Source organism: Bacillus sp. IBL03825, assembly GCF_024712505.1.
GTDB classification, from domain to species: domain Bacteria; phylum Bacillota; class Bacilli; order Bacillales; family Bacillaceae_G; genus Bacillus_A; species Bacillus_A wiedmannii.
The window spans coordinates 863,210-883,667 of record NZ_JAMXKE010000001.1 but is presented as its reverse complement, the minus strand read 5'-3'; the positions used below and the strand labels follow the sequence as shown (position 1 = coordinate 883,667).

The 20,458-nt window shown below is 36.0% G+C and carries 25 protein-coding genes; 7 read left to right on the top strand and 18 right to left on the bottom strand.

Annotated elements, in window-relative coordinates:
* Positions 1-27 precede the first annotated feature (27 nt).
* The 3 genes from NHG49_RS04660 to NHG49_RS04650 all read left to right on the top strand — a co-directional run bounded on the left by NHG49_RS04660 (position 28) and on the right by NHG49_RS04650 (position 2,460).
* Positions 28-1,227, top strand: coding sequence for an ABC transporter permease (locus NHG49_RS04660; RefSeq protein WP_242289929.1), 1,200 nt, complete (start codon positions 28-30; stop codon positions 1,225-1,227).
* Positions 1,228-1,503: 276 nt separating this feature from the next.
* Positions 1,504-2,019 (top strand): type 1 glutamine amidotransferase domain-containing protein, encoded by a 516-nt coding sequence (locus NHG49_RS04655; RefSeq protein ID WP_242289930.1) that lies wholly within the window; start codon positions 1,504-1,506, stop codon positions 2,017-2,019.
* A gap of 237 nt (positions 2,020-2,256) precedes the next feature.
* Positions 2,257-2,460: a hypothetical protein gene (locus NHG49_RS04650; protein WP_064473852.1), complete on the top strand. Its 204-nt coding sequence runs from the start codon at positions 2,257-2,259 to the stop codon at positions 2,458-2,460.
* Positions 2,461-2,577: 117 nt separating this feature from the next.
* Here NHG49_RS04650 and NHG49_RS04645 read toward each other — a convergent pair whose 3' ends face one another.
* On the bottom strand, positions 2,578-3,126 hold the full coding sequence (locus NHG49_RS04645; protein WP_064473853.1) for an NAD(P)H-dependent oxidoreductase: 549 nt from the start codon (positions 3,124-3,126) through the stop codon (positions 2,578-2,580).
* 22 nt (positions 3,127-3,148) lie between these two features.
* Positions 3,149-3,682 carry an ester cyclase gene (locus NHG49_RS04640; RefSeq protein ID WP_258125579.1) on the bottom strand — a complete coding sequence of 178 codons (534 nt, stop codon included), beginning with the start codon at positions 3,680-3,682 and terminating at the stop codon, positions 3,149-3,151.
* A gap of 175 nt (positions 3,683-3,857) precedes the next feature.
* Here NHG49_RS04640 and NHG49_RS04635 point away from each other — a divergent pair, with 175 nt between their 5' ends.
* Complete coding sequence (locus NHG49_RS04635; RefSeq protein ID WP_001059468.1) at positions 3,858-4,196, top strand: winged helix-turn-helix transcriptional regulator; 339 nt, start codon at positions 3,858-3,860, stop codon at positions 4,194-4,196.
* Positions 4,197-4,287: 91 nt separating this feature from the next.
* Here NHG49_RS04635 and NHG49_RS04630 read toward each other — a convergent pair whose 3' ends face one another.
* The 5 genes from NHG49_RS04630 to NHG49_RS04610 form a co-directional block, all read right to left on the bottom strand.
* Positions 4,288-5,490, bottom strand: coding sequence for an MFS transporter (locus tag NHG49_RS04630; RefSeq protein WP_064473855.1), 1,203 nt, complete (start codon positions 5,488-5,490; stop codon positions 4,288-4,290).
* A gap of 211 nt (positions 5,491-5,701) precedes the next feature.
* Entirely contained in the window at positions 5,702-6,280 is a 579-nt protein-coding gene (locus NHG49_RS04625) for a TetR/AcrR family transcriptional regulator (protein WP_064473856.1), read from the bottom strand.
* Positions 6,281-6,431: 151 nt separating this feature from the next.
* Positions 6,432-6,746, bottom strand: coding sequence for a DMT family transporter (locus tag NHG49_RS04620; protein WP_000539670.1), 315 nt, complete (start codon positions 6,744-6,746; stop codon positions 6,432-6,434).
* A gap of 2 nt (positions 6,747-6,748) precedes the next feature.
* Positions 6,749-7,093, bottom strand: coding sequence for a DMT family transporter (locus NHG49_RS04615; protein ID WP_064473857.1), 345 nt, complete (start codon positions 7,091-7,093; stop codon positions 6,749-6,751).
* 413 nt (positions 7,094-7,506) lie between these two features.
* Positions 7,507-7,866 (bottom strand): MerR family transcriptional regulator, encoded by a 360-nt coding sequence (locus NHG49_RS04610; RefSeq protein WP_064473858.1) that lies wholly within the window; start codon positions 7,864-7,866, stop codon positions 7,507-7,509.
* Between the two features lie 136 nt (positions 7,867-8,002).
* Here NHG49_RS04610 and NHG49_RS04605 point away from each other — a divergent pair, with 136 nt between their 5' ends.
* Positions 8,003-8,773, top strand: a complete 771-nt coding sequence (locus NHG49_RS04605; RefSeq protein ID WP_064473859.1) for an SDR family NAD(P)-dependent oxidoreductase — start codon at positions 8,003-8,005, stop codon at positions 8,771-8,773.
* Between the two features lie 67 nt (positions 8,774-8,840).
* Here the strand turns inward: NHG49_RS04605 and NHG49_RS04600 are convergent, their stop codons facing one another.
* The gene (locus NHG49_RS04600) at positions 8,841-9,296 is read right to left on the bottom strand and encodes an N-acetyltransferase (RefSeq protein ID WP_258125578.1); all 456 of its coding nucleotides are present in this window, start codon (positions 9,294-9,296) and stop codon (positions 8,841-8,843) included.
* 128 nt (positions 9,297-9,424) lie between these two features.
* The gene (locus NHG49_RS04595) at positions 9,425-9,919 is read right to left on the bottom strand and encodes an Lrp/AsnC family transcriptional regulator (RefSeq protein WP_000446100.1); all 495 of its coding nucleotides are present in this window, start codon (positions 9,917-9,919) and stop codon (positions 9,425-9,427) included.
* A 204-nt stretch (positions 9,920-10,123) separates the two neighbouring features.
* Between NHG49_RS04595 and NHG49_RS04590 the strand changes: the two genes are divergently transcribed.
* The gene (locus tag NHG49_RS04590) at positions 10,124-11,035 is read left to right on the top strand and encodes a DMT family transporter (RefSeq protein ID WP_064473861.1); all 912 of its coding nucleotides are present in this window, start codon (positions 10,124-10,126) and stop codon (positions 11,033-11,035) included.
* 32 nt (positions 11,036-11,067) lie between these two features.
* Here NHG49_RS04590 and NHG49_RS04585 read toward each other — a convergent pair whose 3' ends face one another.
* The 9 genes from NHG49_RS04585 to NHG49_RS04545 form a co-directional block, all read right to left on the bottom strand.
* Positions 11,068-11,550 (bottom strand): DUF6241 domain-containing protein, encoded by a 483-nt coding sequence (locus NHG49_RS04585; RefSeq protein ID WP_258125577.1) that lies wholly within the window; start codon positions 11,548-11,550, stop codon positions 11,068-11,070.
* Between the two features lie 87 nt (positions 11,551-11,637).
* On the bottom strand, positions 11,638-12,039 hold the full coding sequence (locus NHG49_RS04580; RefSeq protein ID WP_242289931.1) for a nuclear transport factor 2 family protein: 402 nt from the start codon (positions 12,037-12,039) through the stop codon (positions 11,638-11,640).
* A gap of 155 nt (positions 12,040-12,194) precedes the next feature.
* On the bottom strand, positions 12,195-12,599 hold the full coding sequence (locus NHG49_RS04575; RefSeq protein WP_098102981.1) for a DoxX family protein: 405 nt from the start codon (positions 12,597-12,599) through the stop codon (positions 12,195-12,197).
* 152 nt (positions 12,600-12,751) lie between these two features.
* The gene (locus NHG49_RS04570) at positions 12,752-13,825 is read right to left on the bottom strand and encodes a DUF871 domain-containing protein (protein WP_064473865.1); all 1,074 of its coding nucleotides are present in this window, start codon (positions 13,823-13,825) and stop codon (positions 12,752-12,754) included.
* 48 nt (positions 13,826-13,873) lie between these two features.
* On the bottom strand, positions 13,874-15,238 hold the full coding sequence (locus tag NHG49_RS04565) for a PTS transporter subunit EIIC (protein WP_242289932.1): 1,365 nt from the start codon (positions 15,236-15,238) through the stop codon (positions 13,874-13,876).
* Between the two features lie 35 nt (positions 15,239-15,273).
* Positions 15,274-16,158 (bottom strand): N-acetylmuramic acid 6-phosphate etherase, encoded by an 885-nt coding sequence (murQ, locus tag NHG49_RS04560; protein WP_064473867.1) that lies wholly within the window; start codon positions 16,156-16,158, stop codon positions 15,274-15,276.
* 155 nt (positions 16,159-16,313) lie between these two features.
* Positions 16,314-17,177 carry a MurR/RpiR family transcriptional regulator gene (locus NHG49_RS04555; RefSeq protein ID WP_048562466.1) on the bottom strand — a complete coding sequence of 288 codons (864 nt, stop codon included), beginning with the start codon at positions 17,175-17,177 and terminating at the stop codon, positions 16,314-16,316.
* A gap of 29 nt (positions 17,178-17,206) precedes the next feature.
* Entirely contained in the window at positions 17,207-17,521 is a 315-nt protein-coding gene (locus tag NHG49_RS04550; protein WP_098102983.1) for an outer surface protein, read from the bottom strand.
* A 124-nt stretch (positions 17,522-17,645) separates the two neighbouring features.
* Positions 17,646-18,869, bottom strand: coding sequence for a cation:proton antiporter (locus NHG49_RS04545; RefSeq protein WP_064473929.1), 1,224 nt, complete (start codon positions 18,867-18,869; stop codon positions 17,646-17,648).
* A 180-nt stretch (positions 18,870-19,049) separates the two neighbouring features.
* On the opposite strand from NHG49_RS04545, the gene bcaP reads away from it, so the two are divergent.
* A complete protein-coding gene (gene bcaP, locus NHG49_RS04540) occupies positions 19,050-20,453 on the top strand; it encodes a branched-chain amino acid transporter BcaP (RefSeq protein ID WP_064473869.1) in 1,404 nt (467 codons plus the stop codon).
* The last annotated feature ends 5 nt before the right edge of the window (positions 20,454-20,458 follow it).

The window sequence follows — 20,458 nt, the reverse complement described above, 5'->3', positions numbered from 1 at the left end:
ATATAATAGAAAAAAGAGGTGAAAAACATGTCAATCGAATCACTATGGAGCAGCCGCTTCCAACAACATATGCAAAACATCATTACATACTTTGCACGTATGATTAACGGTTTACTATATAGCTTTATCTTCGTTGCCTGTATAGGTGCTTACTATTATGCAAAGTTTCTTAAGACAGGTCCTTCTAAAGGACTATCTTTATTACTTATTACAATCGTCCTAACAGCGATTATAACGAAATGTCCTATCCGTACATTTATTCAAAAACCTGATGCTGTCTATTTGCTTGCATTAGAAGAGAAACTAACATCTTATTTTAAAAAATCTCTTCTATATAATTACATCATTCAGCTTTTCCCATTATTATTTACGTTCCTTATTCTCGTTCCACTTGCACTGCAATCATTACAATTAACGGTACCTTTCTTATGTACAATCTTTATCGTTTTAATGATTACGAAAGCTTGGAATATATATACACATTGGATGTGGCGTGATAGTTATGAAAAAAGTATATGGCTGATCATCCGTGTTGCTTGTAACGCCCTAATCATTTACATGCTGTTTTACTCGGCACATGTTCTCATATTAGGCGGATTACTCTTACTACTTGCTTTCCTACTTCTATATACGAAAAAACAGCCTACAAAACGAATACCGTGGGATTACATAATCGAACAAGAAGAAAAAATGGACGTTCGTTTTTATCAATTTGCTAGCATTTTTACCGATGTTCCGCAACTGAATAAGCAAGTAAATAAAAGAAAATGGCTTACAAATTGGATTGAACCTTTATTACATAAAAAACGAGCAACTTTCTTCTATTTACATACACTAGCATTTTTACGCGGGAATGATTATTTCGGTATATATATTCGTTTAGGGTTGATCGGTGCCTTCGCCTTATATTTTATACCAAACATATACGTAAAAGGCGCTATCGCTTACATCGTTCTATATATGATTTCTATGCAGCTCCGTTCCCTGTGGAAATATTTTTCGGGAAATATTATCGTAGCATTATATCCGATTGATACTGAAAAACGAATGAACCAATTTCTTCGCTTAATCTTTATATTACTAAGCATTCAACTCATTGTATTTTCAATTGTTATACTCATTGCTACAGGGCAATTTTTACATAGCCTTATCATTATGATTATCGGAGTACTCTGGATCAAATTTATTATTGTACCAAAAACGAAGCAACGCGTTTCTGCGTTTTAACGAAAGGAATTATCTTAAAGCCAAGGAGAAGATAAATTATCTCCTTGGCTTTTTTATTTTTCTTCCTCAAACAAGAATTACTGAAACAACCGATATTTTATGATTTTCACATACAAAAATGATCATACATGTTTACGCCCTAACAAAAAGGGTATGTATTAAAGTAACAGGGCAAAGGAACTGGAGGGAATGAAAAAATATGAATTAAAGTTTCACTTTATAAAAGACATTACCCAAAGATGATTCTGGAACCGATAATATAAGGAGCTGATTGCAATGAGTAAAAAAATTGCTATTTTAATAACGGATTATTTCGAGGATACAGAATACACAGAGCCAGTAGCAGCTTTTAATCAAAAGGGATATGAATTAACAACTATTGAAATGGAAAAAGGTAAAACGGTACACGGTAAACAAGGAAAAAGTGAAGTCGTAATTGATAAAAGTATTGATGATGTTACTCCAGAGAACTTTGATGCCCTCTTCATACCAGGCGGATTTTCCCCAGATATACTTCGTGCAGATGAACGTTTTGTTCGCTTTAGCAAAGCATTTATGGATTCGAAAAAACCTGTTTTTGCTATTTGTCACGGCCCCCAATTACTCATCACTGCACAAACACTTGAAGGACGCGATGTGACTGGATATAAATCCATTGCGGTCGATTTGAAAAATGCCGGTGGAAATTTTCATGACAAAGAGGTTGTCGTATGCCAAAATCAGCTAGTAACAAGTAGACAACCAAAGGACATCCCAGCGTTTATTGAAGAATCGTTGCGTATATTAGGATAGTTATTATAGGTTAACCAAAATAGCTATTTAGCTACTTTGGTTAACCTTTTTATTTGTATGAAAAATAAAAAAGAATATCATTTTTAATGACATTTGGATTCACCCCTTTTTCGTCCCCAAATTTCTAATCACTTTTCATAGGCAGTTCTCATATAGTGAAAATGACTACACGATTCCTATCCATAAGTTAAATAATAATTTTACACATATATAGATAAAAAAGATGGGAGCCTAGCTATGAACAATAATCCACCTTCAACGCCCCCAAATCCAACGGAAACGAATAATAATGAAGTGAGCTTACAAACGTTACGCGTCATTGGGCTTATTATACTGATTAGTGGCTACATATTAGTAGCTCTTTCTGAAGTAGGAACGTTAAAAAATCTTTTGCTACAGCCTAGTACCACTCAAAACTTAGCTGAAGTGGATCCATTTTAAAAAGAAAAAACATACCCTTCTTCTTTAAAAAATGTAACAATTGATTCATTCGGCTCGGCAAATTTTGCGAAGTTATGGATACAGCCATCCCCGCATTAAATACGGGAATGGCTGTAATTATTGAATGAATTCTTCTAAATGGTTCTTCAAATTCTCTAAATACTGCTCAATATTCGGATTCTTCACCACATCATAACAAGCAAAACTCTTTAACGAACTCATCCCAAGAAACTTTTGCACGCGATGTAAATGACTAAGCACTGACTCTAAACTTTCTCCCTCAAAGAACTTCGTCTTATCTCCAAATGCTTTCTCAGGCGCATTCCAAGTTGTAGAAAACATATACTCTTTCTCTTTTAATAAACCACCTGTTCCATATTCATCAGCACCTTTAAAGAACAAGCCATATTCATATACTTCATCCATATACGTTTTAAATAATCCAGGAACACTAAACCAATAAATTGGTGTTTGATAAATTACAACATCGGCCCATAAAAACTTCTCTTGTTCTTCCTTAATACTGTAGCCATCTTGAATCGTTGTTGTTTTCACATGATGCTTCTCGCTTAATACCGTTACCATATAATCAACTAACGTTCTATTTAAACGTCCTTCTTTCGTACCGTATTTTTCATGTCCATTTATAATGAATATATTTTTCATCGCTTTCTCTCTCCTATATAATTTACTCTTCAGCTATTAACCCAAGTTGTTGTTTCAGCGTAAGATTATCTTCTAAATGCCAATCTTCCGTTATCTTGCCATCCTTCACATGCAAAATATCAATTGCAAAAAAATTGATTTTCTTATCATTATGAGTTCCTGTAAAAGAAAGACGAGCTGTTACTTTATCACCAACGACTAATAAATCTTCAATCTCGCAATGTATATCAGGAACGACTTTACGAAAGTTTTGCGCCGCAAGCTTTAATCCTTCCGTTCCTTGTGGTCGACCTTTCGGCAGTGTGTTATCGAAAAAATTTTCAGTAACCGTCTGCGGAATAAGCTCCTCTTTACCTGTATCCCAAAATGCATAAAAACGCTGCGCTGCATGAACCATTTCTGTCGCTTCTTTTTTACTTAGTGAGGGATCAATTGTCATTGCTTTTGGCTTTGGCATTTCTTTTAATAACTGGACTTCAGTTTTTTGTTCCCCACTACACGCTACAAGCACAATACACATGAAGAAAAAACTGCAAAATACAAATAACTTTTTCATACTTAGGGTAATCACCTCTCCTTCATACAAACCCTTTTTATTTCGTATTGCTATTGTATATGCATTAACTTCCTTTATGGAAGTAGTGATATTTTTTTCATATAGTTACCAAAAATATAGTTTTGTGATACTATAAAGCAAATTCATTCAAAAAAATTTTATGGAGGCTAGTTCCATGAACAATATAGATCCAGTTGAATTAACGAAAGGTTTACCTGGCATACCTTGTCCTATCGCTAAAACCCTTGATGTAATTCGTACAAAATGGACGTTTTTAATCATTCGCGATCTTCTTATCGAAGGAACATTACGCTTTAGTGATTTACAAAAATCAATGGATGGCATTAGTCCGAAAACATTATCGCTTCGACTAAAAGAACTAGAATCTCAAGGCATTATAACGAGAAAAGTATATCCAGAAGTTCCGCCTCGTGTAGAGTACACATTAACAGATAAAGGAAAGCAATTAGAAGGGATTTTCATTGAATTAAAACGGTTTGGATTAAGTTTATAAAGTGAAAATTTATCGACCCTAGCTCCAATAGCTTGATAAACAAAAAGCCCCTTACCATAACAATGGTAAGGGGCTTACGTAATTCACTACATTACTTCGCAAAACTCTCAGCTAGCTGTTTCTCTCTCCACATAAATGTAATACCGAGACCCACTATTAAAACAACTCCTGAAAATGCATATGGATAATGAATATTCATATCAAATAATATTCCGCCCATCGCTGGTCCTGCGATATTTCCTAAACTCGTATAAGTCGAGTTCATACCAGCAACGAATCCTTGCTCTTTTCCAGCTGCTTTTGATAAAAACGTCGTTAAAGCTGGACGAAGTAAATCAAATGCTAAGAAAATGAAGCAAGTAACGAGAAGTACAATCCAATAATTAAAGACTACAGTTGAAACGAACGCTAATACTGCACCTACAATTAAACATATTTGAATTAACACTTTTTCACCAAACATGTCGACCAATTTGCCAAACATAAAGACTTGCACAACTACCCCAAAGATTGAACTAATTGTAATGATTGCCGCGATATCTTTCGGTGTGAATCCAAACTTATGATCAGAAAACAGACTAAACACAGTTTCATACGCTGATAATCCGAATGCGAGTACAAATACGATAATAAATGCGATTGCATACATTGGATGTAATGATTTCTTTAAATCCCCAATAAAACTTGATTCTTTCGTATTAGAAGAAATCTCTGCAAGCTCTTCTTTCGTTAATGGTTCTTTTAAAATAAAAATCGAAATCACACATGCTACAAAGGCAATTACTGCTGCAACGAAAAACGGCACACGTATACCGTATTCTGCAATAAACCCGCCAATTCCAGGCCCTATAATAAATCCGGTACTAATCGCCGCAGACAAGTATCCCATCGCCTTTGGACGTTCCTGCATAGATGTAATATCAGCAACATATGCCGTAACACCTGGCATAATAAACGCAGCACTAATTCCGCCTAACACCCTCGCTGCATAGAGCATCCATACATCTGTTCCTAATCCAAAAAGCAGCTCTGAAACACCAAAAATAAATAATCCAATGATTATCATTTTCTTCCTACCATAAAGGTCGACCCAGCGACCCGTAATAGGTGAAGCAATAAGCTGAGCCATTGCAAACACTGCAACGAGATAACCCATCGTCTTCCCTGTTAAACCCATATCATTCATAAAGGACGGCATAACCGGAATGATTAATCCAATCCCTAAAAAAGCAATAAATATATTACTCAAAAGAATGACCAATACCATCTTTTGTTCTTTTATCGGTTTCTTCACTTTTTAACACCTCTTCCCGTAAATTCCTCTCAAAAAATAATGCCCAAGAAGCTTTTTCTTTATCCTGCTCTTTGTGGGCTAATAATGAGTGAAGATGCCCCACTCATTAGAATTTCACTCTATCCTTTCACACATACATACGTATTAGGTGAATGACTATCATTCAGTTTTCCTCAAAGATGAACCTACCTTCTCAGACAGGTTCATCTTACTATTTCTTTATATGTAGTGCATGTGTTAAAAAATCTAGTACTTCTGCCTTTTGTAGCTCGACTTGCTCATCATCTTTATGATCATATAAATAGACTTGTTCCGCTGCTGATTCAACAAGAGCAATAAATAACTTCGCTGTTCGCTCCGCGTGAACCGAATTACGAATTTCACCAGCTTCTTTCGCCTCACTTAAAAATTCGCTTAACCACATATAAAGAGGCTCATACACAGCTTCCCATTCTTTTATATGTTCTGTAGATGCAAGACCCGCATACATTAAAGCTTGTATTTCACGATATTCCGCTATAAAGTGAAACACCGCATCTATTACTTGCGTCACTTTACTTGAGAAAGGCGCATCATTTTGCACTTTTTCCTTTACTGCCAATATCATCTTTTCAACCATCACTTCTGCTATTGCAGGCATAACAGATAACTTAGAAGGAAAATATAAATAGAAAGTTCCTTGTGCAATGCCCGCCAATTTCACGATATCAGAAATCTTCGTTTTTTCAACGCCCTTTTCCTGAAACACTTCAATAGCTGCATAGACAATTTTTTCTTTTTTATTCATCATCTAAACCCTTTCAAACGCGTATTGAATGACTGTCACTCATTTTATAAGATAATCGATTGTACTGTCAATGATAGTGAACTCTAAGAGGAAATCATTTTTTAATAATAAAAATCTCCTAATAAATAATTAGGAGATTAAATGTAGTATATCTTTACGAAAGAGCCTTTAATCCTGTCACTCCGCATACAATAAGAGCTACACTAATGATACGTGCTTTACTTTTCGACTCACCAAACAGGAACATATTTAATAACACGGCACCAGCTGTTCCAATACCAATCCAAACCGCATACGCGACACTCACTTGTAAAAATAAGAAAGATGTATACAAGAATGCAAAGGATGTAGCAAATCCACCTATATAAATCGCTCCATTTGCTAACGTCTTATCTTTACTGTACATTTTAAGACCAATCACACCGACTATTTCACTAATTGCAGCACAAAATACGAAAAACCAACCCATCTTTAAGCAGCTCCTTCCACAGTTTCTTCTTTATTATCAGCTAGCTTTAAACCGATAACGCCAGCTACAACCATCACGATAAAGAATAGTTTTCCTACGCTGAAACTTCCGCCGAAAAGGAATACATCCATTAAGAAAGTACCTACAGTACCAGCTCCAGCAAAGATGGCATATACAGTCCCTGTCGCAAGATGTTCGCACGCTTTAGAAAGAAAATAAAAATCAACAGCGATAACTCCTAAAATAATAATCCAATGCCACCAAGTATCGGCTGTATTAAAACCAAACACCCAAAAAATTTCAAAGATACATGTTAATATGACATATAACCAAGCTCTATTTTTCATACCTCTCACCTCTTATGACTGACTATCAGTCATTTTTGTTTTAAAAAAATATTCTCTTTCATCACTACTATATATAAAACAACTATCATCCTCATTTACCATTATATTTGTTCCATTTCCGAGCTAACTATATCCTTCCGCTGAAAAATGACTGAATGTCATTCATAAATATTGTACATGAATATTTTAAAAACTGTCAATACCGAAAGATTATTTAAAATTTCTTTCATCCGATTTGTATATTTCCTAATAATCTGTTAATACTGCTAGTAACATAATATTTTCTCCACTCCCCCTTGGAGAGATCCCTTTAATAGAGCAGTTAGCTTTTGCTAGCTGCTCTTTTTTATTTGCCAGCACACTATGAGATCCAATCCATTTTTATCATATAACTAAGGAACGGATTATGTTTTCTATTTATTTTCCAAAGATGCCTTGTATGCAATAATTTTATTCTCAAGCATCTTTTCTGTAATGACTAAGTTTTCTCTTTGAATCTGAATAGATTTCTTATGATCTTCTAGGAGTTGTAAACGATCTTCGGTTGTATGCTCCCCTTCTAAATATAACCTGGCATATTCTCTTATTTTCGCTATTGGCATTTGCGTTTGTTTTAATTTCATGACAAACTGCAACCACTTTATATGTGACTCTTCATAAAGTCGATTCCCATTTGTATCGCGATTTGCAATTAATATATTTTCCTTTTCATAATAACGTAGTGTATGTGTGCTCACTCCTATTAATTTAGCCACCTCGCTAATTGTATACATACTCTCACTCCTCCACATACTCATCCTCATACATTTTATAGCCTTATCAAATTGATAAAAAACATTTGACTTAGAGTATACTCTAACAAATAAAATCTAACCATAATACATTTATTTGAACTTAGGGGGATTTTATATGAAATACACTGTTATTACTGGTGCTAGTTCTGGAATTGGCTATGAATCGGCTTTAGCCTTTGCATCTCGTGGAAAAAATTTAATACTTGTAGCTCGAAGACAAGAAGAATTAGACAGATTAAAATTAAAAATTAACGAAATGAATCCAGAATTAGATGTTGTTATTCGAAGAACTGATTTATCTATCATGGAAAATGTTTATAAGCTTTATGAAGACCTACAAGCCTTTCAAATTGAAACGTGGATTAACAACGCAGGGTTTGGTAATTTCGCCTCAATTGCTGAACAAAATTTAAATAAAATTGAAACGATGTTACATGTAAATATAGAGGCATTAACCATACTCTCTTCACTTTTCGTTCGAGATTATTCCATGGTTGATGGCACGCAACTTATTAACATTTCATCAGGCGGTGGATACACAATTGTTGCTGATGCTGTTACGTATTGCGCTACGAAATTCTATGTAAGTGCATTTACAGAAGGTTTATCTCACGAATTGAAAGAACAAGGTGCAAAACTGCAAGCCAAAGTTTTAGCACCTGCTGCAACTGAAACAGAATTTGCAAAACGTTCATTTGATATTGATGAGTTCGAATACAATAATGTTGTACCGAAATTCCACACTGCAAAACAAATGGCACAATTTATGCTTGATCTTTACGATAGTGATAAAGTTGTAGGGCTTGTCGATGGTTCTACTTATAACTATGAGCTTAAAAATCCCATTTTTAATTTTGCAGTAAGAAAAACGAATTCGAGTTCTTAATTCCCCCTAAAATATAAAGTCCCACTATTACGTAAATAATAGTGGGACTTTTTTCTCTCTGAAAATTTCATCCAACATATCGAATCATCGCCACCTCATCACAATAATCAACCTTTGGACAATGTCTACAATCAATCCATACCTTCTCTGGTAGCGCCTCTCTATTCACAAAATCAAACCCGCACTTTTGAAAAAATCCCGTTTCATATGTTAAAGAAATGACTCTGCTCACTTTTATTTTCGCTGCCTCATTTATTACATGGTTCACTAACATACGCCCGATTCCTTTCCCTGCATATGTATGCGAAACGACTAAAGAACGGACTTCTGCAAGGTCCTCCCCTAACACATGTAAACCAGCAACCCCAACAATCTCATCGCTTTTTTTCACAACATATAAACATTGTAAATATTGATAGAGAGATAAAAGAGAACGCGGTAAAACCACTCCCTCTTTTGCATAAACTTCAATGAGACTATAAATTTCCTTCACATCACTCGTAACCGCATTAAAGATTTTCATATTCTATCCCCTTGCCCCCGATATTAATATTTATAACTCAAATCGTATTTTAATACATAATTTTATATAATAATACATCTCTCCTTTCTCCTCGTCAATCAATTTATACAAACAAAAAACCAAGCAATCTAATCGATGCTCGGTTCCTCATTTCGGATCGGTAATACTGTCGAATATTTAATTTCACGAAGTGCTAAACTCGTCTGTATCCTTGTAATACCAAGCTTATTCAGCTTTCTAATAAACTGCTCCAGCTCTTTACGATCACGATTTGCAACCTTTAATAAGTAATCATACTCTCCTGTTAAACAGTGACACTCTAACACTTCAGGCATCGCTTCTAATTCTTTTTCTAACACGTCAAGTTTATCCGATTGATGAATATTTGTACTCATAAAAATGAAGCATAACAAATCAAAACCGAGTTTTTCTTGATTTAAAATGGCTACTTGCTTATCAATGAAACCTTCTCCATCTAATCTTTTTATTCTCGCATGCATCGCAGCTGGTGATAAATTAACGCGTCGCGCAAGCTCTGCATTACTTACTTGTGATTCCTTCTGCAATATATCTAAAATTTGTACATCTAAATCATCTAACACTTTAATAACAGATGACTCCATCAAAACGCCCCCTTTTTCTTACCGATGATTATTCGAAAAAACGCCTTATAACTTATATAAAACTGAATATCCTTCTACAAATAACATTTGTAACAGAATATTTTATCGACTTTTTCCCATTATACAAAAGAATATATTACACAATAAAGAAAAATGCTAAAATTATTTACAATTCACATTGATTAAAACAAAGGGGATTTTAGTATGCCTTATTTTTATGTCTTTTTACTATTACTAACGAGCTTATTATGGGGAGGAAATTTCGTCGTTGGAAAATCACTCGTTAATCACGCGTCTCCGATGACACTTACAAGTTTAAGATGGATGATTGCGATCGTTTGTTTATTACCGATGGTTTGGTTTAAAGAAAAGAAAATCATTCCACCACGTGCTGCAATACTTCCGTTACTACTAATGGGGATTTCAGGGGTCGCTCTTTTTAACATCTTTCAATTTCTAGCACTAGAAAAAACATCCGCAACGAATGTAGGGCTTATTTCTACATTAAATGCGATTTCAATTGCATTATTTTCAGTATTATTTCTAAAAGAAAAAGTAAATACACTTCAAATTCTATCCATGATTCTTTCATTCTTTGGGGTGGTTCTCGTCCTTTTAAAAGGAAATTTTGCACTTCTATTTTCACTACATTTTAATAGCGGAGATTTATGGATGATGGCGGCTGTTTGTATTTGGGGAATCTATTCTGTTTGTAGTAAATGGGCAACAAAAACAACTACACCGCTCATGGCAACATTATACTCTGGTATTTTCGGCGTTATTTTATTACTGCCATTTAACATAGGGAGCTTCACTGTTACAAATATAAATACTTCTTTCATCACATCACTTTTATATACTGGGCTTATTTCCACAGTTCTTTGTATGGTATTTTGGAATATTGGAGTGCAAAAATTAGGAGCGACTACATCCGGTATTTTTCTAAACTTCAATCCGATTTTTACAGCTATTTTAGCATTCCTTTTCCTCGGCGAAGAACTAACATGGATACAAATTTTAGGGACAATGATTGTTGTGACTGGATGTTATTTATTTTCTCATTTCAAAACAGTTGCTGTTCAGCCAACTAGAGCTTTAATGCGAAAACATTCTTAATCAAAAACATCGCCATCAAAGTGGCGATGTTTTTATTTACCTTTCATTTCTCTCACATACTGCTTTTCTTCTTCTGGCGATAAACGTTCTGTTGCCTTTCCAGTATCACCACCTTGAATTTCCCACAAAAAGTTATGCTCCTCAACCGTTTGTGAAAAATCCCCTTTCTCCCAACGCTCTAAAGTGGCAAGTAGCTTTGACTTATGTTTAAAATTTGTACTGCTTTCTACTGCCTTCTTGGCACTAACAATTTCCTTATTTGTCATTTCAATAAATCCCCATTTTTCAGAGGATTTCACTTTTTGATGCACCATCCTATGCATGGTAGAAATAATTTCATCCTCACTAAATTGTGGCTTCTCTTCCTTTGCTTTCTTCCCTTGTTGCCCCGTTACATTTTGTGCTTTCAGACTCTTCTCCTCTTCTTCTATATAATTAAGAAGTTTCGTAACACCGAATACAGCTCCTATCGCAATTACAATGATTGTAATTGTCCCTATAATCCATTTTTTCATATTATGTATTCCCCATTCCCCTAATAATCACATAAACAAATGGAATCGCCTGCGCACAGCCGATTCCATTTGTTTCCTTATTCCATTTTAAACCTTCATCGCTTCTCGCACAATGTAACTATCCACATATTGCTTGAATTTTATGATTTTTCCATTTTCAAGCTGCCATATATGAACAAATTCTGCTTCAAACAATTTTCCCGTTTCTTTATAAACTCCTGAATAAACACCTTCAGCAATGATTACATCTTTTCCGTTTACTTCATGGTACGTATTTACACTCGCTTTATAATCATCCCATTCTGATCCTAATTGGCTAAATACATTTTCCATTATTGCTTCTACACCTATATACGTTCCGCCGTACGGGAAACCTTCTGCTTCTGTCCATTCTACTTTTTCAGAGAGGGCTTCTACTAAATGTTTTGCATTTGAAGAAGCTGACCCTTCATACGTGCTTTGAATAATTTCTAAATTTGATTTAGGCATGTTACTTCCTCCCGTTTTATTTATTTTTTACACAAGTTGTAACCATAGATGTTACAACTTGTGTAAAAAAATATTTAAATAATTTTATCCTTAATCCACTAGTTGTAATTATTATAGTTACATTAATGATTCAAGTCAACAATTTATAAATAAGTTTACTTCGCTTTCATTACTTTCTCCTTTAAGAAACGATCTACATATCCTTCTGCTTTTACAACGAATAAATACGCACCCATTGCTAATAATGCAAGATCTAATTCATACCCTGGATTCTTTCCATCTCCTAATAAACCTGCTGCTCCATTTACCTTTACGATAGCTCCAGCTAAAATAAGAGCAAATAACAATCCTACATATCTTACGCCTAAACCGATAATTAATAATATACCACCAACTAATTCAACTGTCGCTACGCCATATGCAAGACCACCTGGTAAACCGATACTTGTAAACCATCCTGCTACGTTATCTATACCTGATTGAAACTTTGCTAAACCGTGTGCAAAGAACGTAACTCCTAACACGATACGAATAATTAAATTCCCAATATATTGATTCATTTTGAACTCTCCTTTTTGTTTTGTTATCGTGAACATTTATTCACAAGACAAAACAATACGGTATTTCTTTTCATTCGTCAAATGCTTTTTTTAAAGAAAACAAAAAACATTATCCGTTTTACGAATAATGTCTTTTATAAAATAGCATAAATTCAAGCTTTTACTCTATCACACAGAAAAAGTTGAAAGTTTTTTCCAGCACCAATATAAGGCAATAACGGCACGTCCTCTTCCACAACCATTCCGACAACATTCACTTTCTCATCTACAGGTAAATCATTTACAACAACTTGCATCTCTCCAGCATATCTACCGTACAATTCATTATCAATTGTAATGCTGCCTTTCTTTCTTGCGATGGCATCCATCGGCTGTAAAATCACTTTATGCTCCTCTCGCGATTCTACAGAACGAATGACATCACGAGCTGGATCTAGTCTATTTGTATGCACTTGTTCTACCATTTTAAATATTTCACTTTTCTTTATCAATTGCTCATACCGCAGCGGAATAATTCCTCTACTCGCACTCGCTATCTCTTGTACACTTTCTAGACTTCCGTTTATATCCCCAATTAGCACCTTATCGACACCACAATCTTGTACAAGTTCTAAGTACGCTTCCAGCGGGCGCATATTGCGGTGCTTTTCTAATGTTGGTAAGCCTTCATATAACGGACCACGTTTTTCACCATCTCCCGGAATAAATGCCATCGTTTTTATTCCGCACTCATGTAAGTATTCGTTTTGTTTTTGTAAGAATGATTTTGCTAGTCCTGTTTCTGGGCGCGGATAAAAATTATGCCACGCTTCTACATTCTCTACTTTTATATTTTCTATGGTTAACTCTTTCCAAAATGAATCTGTAATCGTACTCGCATTTAAAGCTACTTTCATTTTATGAGATACGCGTGTGATTTCTTTCGGCGTGATGCCGTAGTCCATTCGTAAACCAGTAATGCCCCAATCTACTAACTCTTCGACATTTTCGTACGTCATTCCTAAATGGTGTAACGATTTTGGAGAGACATCGACCATTAATTCCATTTCATTTTCGAGAGCCTGTTTCCCTAATATTTGAATTAACTCTTTATACGTATCCGGATCATCTTCCGGAATATGAAGTGATGTAAAAATAGACGAAAACCCGTTTTCCTTCGCCACTTTTAGCCACTCTTCTTGCTTCTTTACTCGCTCTTTTGAAAGATAAATTGAAACTCCTATCATATAAATCTCCCTTTCTATGAATAGAAAAAGAGAAAGGAATCCCTTTCTCTATATGTTTTCTGCCATTTCTTCTTTAAATCCGAAGAAGTACGTAAAGATAAATCCAAAAGTATATGCCACTACTAACCCAAGGAAATATAATAAATATTTATTATCAGCAATTAACGGGATTAAAGATAATCCTGATACGCCAATTCCGAGTGAAGCCGTTTTCATAACTGCTTGGAATGCACCACCGACGGCCGCTCCTAAACAAGCGGTAATAAACGGTTTCCCAAGTGGTAATGTAACCCCGTATAATAATGGTTCGCCAATTCCTAAAAACCCAACTGGTAATCCACCTTTAATTACGTTACGAAGTCGTTTATTTTTTGTTTTTACATAAATCGCAATTGCTGCGCCCACTTGCCCAGCACCAGCCATCGCGAGTACTGGTAATAAAGGTGTTACGTGCGTTTGATTAATAAATTCCATATGAATCGGTGTTAAACCGTGGTGTAATCCGACCATAACGAGTGGTAAAAACGTTCCTGCTAGCACTGCTCCAGCAAATGCCCCACCAACATTTAAAATTGCGTTAATACCGCTCGTAATACCATCAGATAAAAATCCCGCTGCTGGCTGAATCGCTAACATCGTTACTATACTTACAGCTAATACAGTAATAAGCGGTGTTACAATAATATCAACTGCATTCGGCACTGCTTTTCGTACTCTTCTCTCAACTACTACCATAAGCCATGCTGCAAAAATAACTGCAAACAATCCGCCCCGCCCGGGTACCATTGCTTCACCAAATAATTTCACATTTGCCATCGCTGGATTGAAAATTAAAATACCCGCAATCGCTCCAAGAACGGGTGTCCCGCCAAATTCTTTCGCTGTATTCCAACCGACTAAAATCCCTAAAAATGTAAAGATACCGCCGCCAATAAGTAGTAACATTTGTAGCCATGTTGCATTCGGATCAGCACCTGCGTTTTTCGCGAAGTTAGCAACCCCGTTTATAATTCCTGACGCAACAAGACCAGGTATTAACGGAATAAAAATGTTACCTATTTTTCGTAAAAAGTTCTTCACTGGTGTATTATTTTTCTTCTTCATCTCTGATTTAATCTCTTGACCAATATCTTCAAGATGATGATCTGCAACCTCACCAATTCTTAATCCTGTTAAAACTTCCATTTCGGCTGCTACTTTATTTACCGTTCCTGGACCAACAACCACTTGAAGTGTTTCATCTTCAATGACGCCCATAACGCCTTCAACTTTTTTCAAAAGATCCATATTCACTTTACTTTCATCATGAAGCGTTAACCTCAGTCTCGTCATACAATGAGCAATGCCACGAATATTTTTTATTCCCCCAAGTTGCTCCAAAATTTCTTTGGCCATTCTCTCTTCTTTCTTCATAATAGAATCCCCCTCCCTATTCTTATCGTTTCACTTTATAATGCCTTCTTCACAAAGCCTTTCGCTTCTTTTAGTTTTTCTTTTGCTTCCCCATACTCACACTGTAGTAATGCCATAACGATAGCAACTTTCACGTTACGCTTTGCTTTTTCGTAATAATCTGCCGCTACTTCATAACTAGCTCCTGTTGCTTCCACAATAATTCGTTTTGATCGTTCTACTAACTTTTCATTCGTAGATTGAACATCTACCATTAAGTTTTTATATACTTTTCCTACACCAATCATTGACGCTGTTGAAATCATATTAAGCACTAATTTTTGCGCTGTACCAGCCTTCAAACGTGTTGAGCCTGTTAATATTTCTGCGCCTGTCTCCACTTCTACATTGAGTTTTGCATACTTACTTATTTCAGCATTTTTATTACAAGAAATACTCGCTGTACTAGCTCCCACACTATGTGCGTATTTCAATCCGCCAATTACGTAAGGGGTTCTACCACTTGCGGCAATACCAATCACTGTATCTTTCTCGTTTAATCCAATACTTTTCAAATCTTCTTCTGCTAACTCTTCGCGATCTTCGGCACCTTCTACCGCCTTAGTAAACGCTTTCAATCCACCTGCTATAAATCCTTGCACCATTTTATCGTCTGTGCCAAATGTCGGCGGGCATTCCACTGCGTCTAAAATACCTAAACGACCACTCGTACCAGCCCCAATATAAATTAATCGGCCCTCTGCTTCAAAAGATTTAATAACAGTCTGTACGACCTTTTCAATTTGTTCTATCTCTTTTTCAACTGCTAACGCAACAGTTCGATCTTCTTCATTCATACTCTGTAACACTTCTTTTATACTCATCTCATCTAGATTCGTCGTTTTCTCATTACGGTGTTCTGTCGATAAATTTTCTAACATATTGCCACCCTCTTTGAAATTATATTTCACACTTTTATTATAACTTTAAGAAATTAAAAATCAATATTACTTTCTTATTTTATGAAATAAAATTTCATAAAATGACATATTTGTGTCAAAGATAATAAAAAAGATGAGTCCCCTCATCTTTTCTTCTACTTTAACTTCCGTAACCGCACTGCTTCTTCTCGCGTCTCCATAAATTGATCCAACACTTTATTACCAATACGATTAAAAGTAATCACATATAAAGCATCAATCATATTCAGTTGTGTCATTCTAGAAGCAATACTTGCAATACGATGATCTTGCTCTACATCTGGCATACAAAGACGAATATCCGCCTCTTTATATAACGGTGATGATTGGTCAAGCTTTGTAATCGCAATAACTGTTGCACCTTGTCTCTTCGCATATTGCGCCATTTCAAGTACATCTTTCGTACGACCAGATGTTGAAATCGCAACAAATATATCGCCCTCTTTTAAATTCGTTACAAGCGGCAACATCATATGAAAATCAGATAGCATCATCGCTGTAAATCCGAGCCTTGTAAATTTATAAGCCCCGTCCATCGCCGGAGTAGCTGATCCGCCTACTCCATAAAATATAATTTTATCCGCATTTACAATACGATCTGCAGCTTTCTCAAGTTCTTTTTTATCTATCGCCGTAACGCTCGCCTCAATTGCAGCTTTATTCACATACGTAACTTTATTAAACAAGTCATACGGTCCATCTTCCGTATTCATAACTGAAAAATCATTAATATTATAATCAGCAATCGTCAATTCACGAACGAGCGCGATTTTAAATGCTTTAAAGCTCCCAATCCCAATCGACTTACAAAAGCGAACAACACTCGCCTCACTTGCGCCTGCATTCGTTGACACTTCTTTCGTCGTTAAGTTCGGAACAATCTCTGCATTCCCCATTATGTACATGGCAACCTTCTTTTCAGCTGGTGAAAATTGATCCATATTACTTTCAATTTTAAATAGTAATGTTGAAGCTTTCACTATTTAACCTCCACTTCTTGCGGTTGCTTTCACTTATTTTCTCTTGCTTCAAAAAGATAAAAACCATCATCGCCAGGAGGATGGTGAACAATTACAGTTCGATCCCCTTTTTTATATGAAGTTATTTCACCTTCAGATTGCTGTTCTTCCCATCCATGTATCCAAATTGCAAAATCAGGTACAAAAGCAGTGTACTTATAGTCTTTCGGGTTTTCGTCTTCTACATAGGAAGAAAAAATAGAAACTGGAAAGTCTTTCACTTTTGACTCTTTCCATGCAGTAAATGGTATACATAGCGCAATAAGTATGATTACACCGATAACCTTCCCCTTCGTAATCCTCACACATTTCTCTCCTCGACTTATCATATACGTAGATTTTACCATAATTACAACCTATTCACGCTATATGACTATTGCTTTTTCCAATAAAAAAAGAGCTTACCTACATCAGATAAGCTCTTCCTCTCTATACAAAATATTTTTTCAAAAGCGGCGGCGTAATAATCGTCGTTAATATAACAACAATAACAATCGCTGTGAAATTTTCTTTCGCTAATAAATTTGCCGCAAGTCCATTCGCTGCGATAATAAGCGCCACTTCTCCGCGCGAGACCATCCCCGCACCAATACTAATAGAAGATTGAAGGTTGAATCCTGTCAGTCTTGCTCCTAAACCTGATCCGATTAACTTTGTAAAAATTGCAATAAGCGTCATGATGATAATAAACCAAAGCTGGCTTCCGATACCTTGAAATGTAATTTCCATTCCAATACTTACGAAGAACACCGGTACAAATATCGCATAAGCAATCGGTTCAATTTTATGTTCTACTTCGTGCTTATACTCTGTTTGCGAAATGGCAATTCCGGCTGCAAATGCTCCAATAATACCGGCGATTCCCATCATTTCACTGTAATACGAAAAAGAGAAACAAATAATAAGTGCTGCACTAATTAATGCTTCTGTTACACGAAGTGGCACAAGCATTTTCATAATCCATGGAACAACTTTCCAAGAGATAAAAACGATGCTTACAAAAAAGATAATTTTCTTTGCAATGACAAGCGTTACATTTACATCTTGTGTACCTAAAAAACTCATCACAAATGCTAATAAAATAACGACAATTACATCATCAAATACAGCTGCTCCTAAAATCGTCGTACTTTCTCTCGTATTCATTTTCCCTAAATCTCTTAATGTTTGAACAGAAATACTAACCGAAGTAGCACAAAGTAATAACCCTAAAAAAATCGCATGCGACTGTAACATTCCAAACGCAAGTCCCGCTAAATATCCACCAAGGAATGGGAAAATGATTCCCCCCATCGCTACTGCGAATGCAGATTTCAAATTCCGATTTAACTCTTCTAAATCTGTTTCAAGCCCTGCCATAAACATAAGTAGTAAAACGCCAATTTCACTCAGTTCATCAATGAGTTCAGAACTATTAATAATACCAAGCACAGCCGGACCGATAATAATACCAACGATTAATTTACCAAGTACAGAAGGCTGGCCAAGCCTAACGCTAATATCACCAGCTAATTTCGTACAAAGTAAAATGACGACAAGTTCAAAATAAAATAACATAACATCTTCTCCTACTTTATAAAGTGAAACTTTTATGAGTGGTTTTGCCACTCTGTTAACCCTCGTCCATTCCTGCCAGTAGTTTCCCCTATTCATTCGCATTTTATTTGTCACATTTTTATTTGACAAAATATTCTGAATTATAATAAAATTAATCCAGCAATTTTAAAAAACAACCTACCATAACTGTACCTCCATTTACTTACATACTCTTTTCTAGTGGGCTCATACTATATTCGCAGTTATGGAAATGAAAAAACGGGGGGAGAGTCCAAAGTGAAGTCATTATTACGAAAAAAACCGCTTAGTACTGAATCACCACGGCAGCTAGATAGAACATTAACGGCACTCGATTTAACATTTTTAGGGATTGGCGCCGTAATTGGGACAGGGATCTTTGTATTAACAGGTATTGTCGCAGCGAAACATTCTGGTCCTGGTATTATGTTATCATTCCTTATTGCTGCATTTACTTGTGCTTGTGTAGCCTTTTGTTATGCCGAATTTGCTTCTTCTATTCCTGTCTCAGGAAGTGTGTATACTTACGCATACATGACAGTCGGAGAAGTCGTCGCCTTCATCGTCGGCTGGTGTTTAATGCTCGAATATTTACTTGCAGTCGCGGCTGTAGCTGTCGGTTGGTCTGGTTATTTACAATCTTTACTCCAAGGATTTAACATCCATCTGCCCGCCATAATCGCCTCGGCCCCTGGCGTAGGAAAAGGCGGCATTATCGATTTACCGGCTGTTTGTATTTTACTACTCATTACGGGACTTTTAAGTTTCGGTATACGCGAAAGCGCACGCATTAATAATGTTATGGTTCTTATCAAGTTAGCTGTTATTATCGCCTTTATCGTAGCAGGCGCAAAATATGTAAAACCTGAAAATTGGACGCCGTTCATTCCATTCGGATACGACGGTATCATTACTGGAGCTGCCACTGTATTCTTCGCCTTCTTAGGCTTTGATGCAATCGCAACCGCTGCAGAAGAAACGAAAAAACCACAGCGCGATTTACCAATTGGCATTATCGGTTCCCTTCTTATTTGTACTGTTTTATACATGATTGTATCTTTCGTTTTAACAGGTATGGTTCCGTATACACAATTAGATGTTTCTGATCCAGTTGCGTTTGCCTTACATTTCGTTGGCGAAGATACAATTGCAGGACTTCTCGCTGTTGGAGCGATGACTGGAATGACAACCGTTCTCTTAGTCGTGATGTACGGACAAGTTCGCGTTTCTTATGCGATGAGCCGCGACGGACTACTTCCAAAAGCGCTAGCACGTGTAAATAAAAGAGTAAAAGTCCCTTTATTAAACACATGGATCACTGGTGTTGTTGCCGCTTTATTAGCAGGGCTTCTAGACCTACATCTACTTGCTAATTTAGTGAACATCGGTACGCTAACAGCCTTTACATTCGTTTGCTGCGCGGTACTTATTTTACGAAAAACACACCCTAACTTAAAACGCGGATTCCGTACACCTTTCGTACCTGTATTACCAGTTGTCGCAATTCTTTGCTGTTTATATTTGATGATTAATTTGTCTAAAACGACATGGATTAGCTTTATAGCTTGGCTGATAGTTGGCTTATGTTTCTATTTCTTCTACTCTAGAAAACATAGTCATTTAGCTACTGAAAAAACAAATGATGAAGAGAAAAAAGCATAACAAAA

Bases quoted from the DNA above. Each gene is read 5' to 3' on its own strand.
- NHG49_RS04655 (WP_242289930.1), top strand. From the start codon at position 1,504: ATGAGTAAAAAAATTGCTATTTTAATAACGGATTATTTCGAGGATACA.
- NHG49_RS04580 (WP_242289931.1), bottom strand. From the start codon at position 12,039: ATGCCTAAATCAAATTTAGAAATTATTCAAAGCACGTATGAAGGGTCA.
- NHG49_RS04615 (WP_064473857.1), bottom strand. From the start codon at position 7,093: ATGAAAAATAGAGCTTGGTTATATGTCATATTAACATGTATCTTTGAA.
- NHG49_RS04595 (WP_000446100.1), bottom strand. From the start codon at position 9,919: ATGGAGTCATCTGTTATTAAAGTGTTAGATGATTTAGATGTACAAATT.
- NHG49_RS04565 (WP_242289932.1), bottom strand. From the start codon at position 15,238: ATGAAGAAAGAAGAGAGAATGGCCAAAGAAATTTTGGAGCAACTTGGG.
- NHG49_RS04635 (WP_001059468.1), top strand. From the start codon at position 3,858: ATGAACAATATAGATCCAGTTGAATTAACGAAAGGTTTACCTGGCATA.
- NHG49_RS04640 (WP_258125579.1), bottom strand. From the start codon at position 3,682: ATGAAAAAGTTATTTGTATTTTGCAGTTTTTTCTTCATGTGTATTGTG.
- NHG49_RS04645 (WP_064473853.1), bottom strand. From the start codon at position 3,126: ATGAAAAATATATTCATTATAAATGGACATGAAAAATACGGTACGAAA.
- NHG49_RS04600 (WP_258125578.1), bottom strand. From the start codon at position 9,296: ATGAAAATCTTTAATGCGGTTACGAGTGATGTGAAGGAAATTTATAGT.
- NHG49_RS04660 (WP_242289929.1), top strand. From the start codon at position 28: ATGTCAATCGAATCACTATGGAGCAGCCGCTTCCAACAACATATGCAA.
- NHG49_RS04570 (WP_064473865.1), bottom strand. From the start codon at position 13,825: ATGATAGGAGTTTCAATTTATCTTTCAAAAGAGCGAGTAAAGAAGCAA.
- NHG49_RS04590 (WP_064473861.1), top strand. From the start codon at position 10,124: ATGCCTTATTTTTATGTCTTTTTACTATTACTAACGAGCTTATTATGG.
- NHG49_RS04605 (WP_064473859.1), top strand. From the start codon at position 8,003: ATGAAATACACTGTTATTACTGGTGCTAGTTCTGGAATTGGCTATGAA.
- murQ (WP_064473867.1), bottom strand. From the start codon at position 16,158: ATGTTAGAAAATTTATCGACAGAACACCGTAATGAGAAAACGACGAAT.
- NHG49_RS04585 (WP_258125577.1), bottom strand. From the start codon at position 11,550: ATGAAAAAATGGATTATAGGGACAATTACAATCATTGTAATTGCGATA.
- NHG49_RS04545 (WP_064473929.1), bottom strand. From the start codon at position 18,869: ATGAATAGGGGAAACTACTGGCAGGAATGGACGAGGGTTAACAGAGTG.
- NHG49_RS04650 (WP_064473852.1), top strand. From the start codon at position 2,257: ATGAACAATAATCCACCTTCAACGCCCCCAAATCCAACGGAAACGAAT.
- NHG49_RS04620 (WP_000539670.1), bottom strand. From the start codon at position 6,746: ATGGGTTGGTTTTTCGTATTTTGTGCTGCAATTAGTGAAATAGTCGGT.
- NHG49_RS04625 (WP_064473856.1), bottom strand. From the start codon at position 6,280: ATGATGAATAAAAAAGAAAAAATTGTCTATGCAGCTATTGAAGTGTTT.
- NHG49_RS04575 (WP_098102981.1), bottom strand. From the start codon at position 12,599: ATGAATCAATATATTGGGAATTTAATTATTCGTATCGTGTTAGGAGTT.
- NHG49_RS04610 (WP_064473858.1), bottom strand. From the start codon at position 7,866: ATGTATACAATTAGCGAGGTGGCTAAATTAATAGGAGTGAGCACACAT.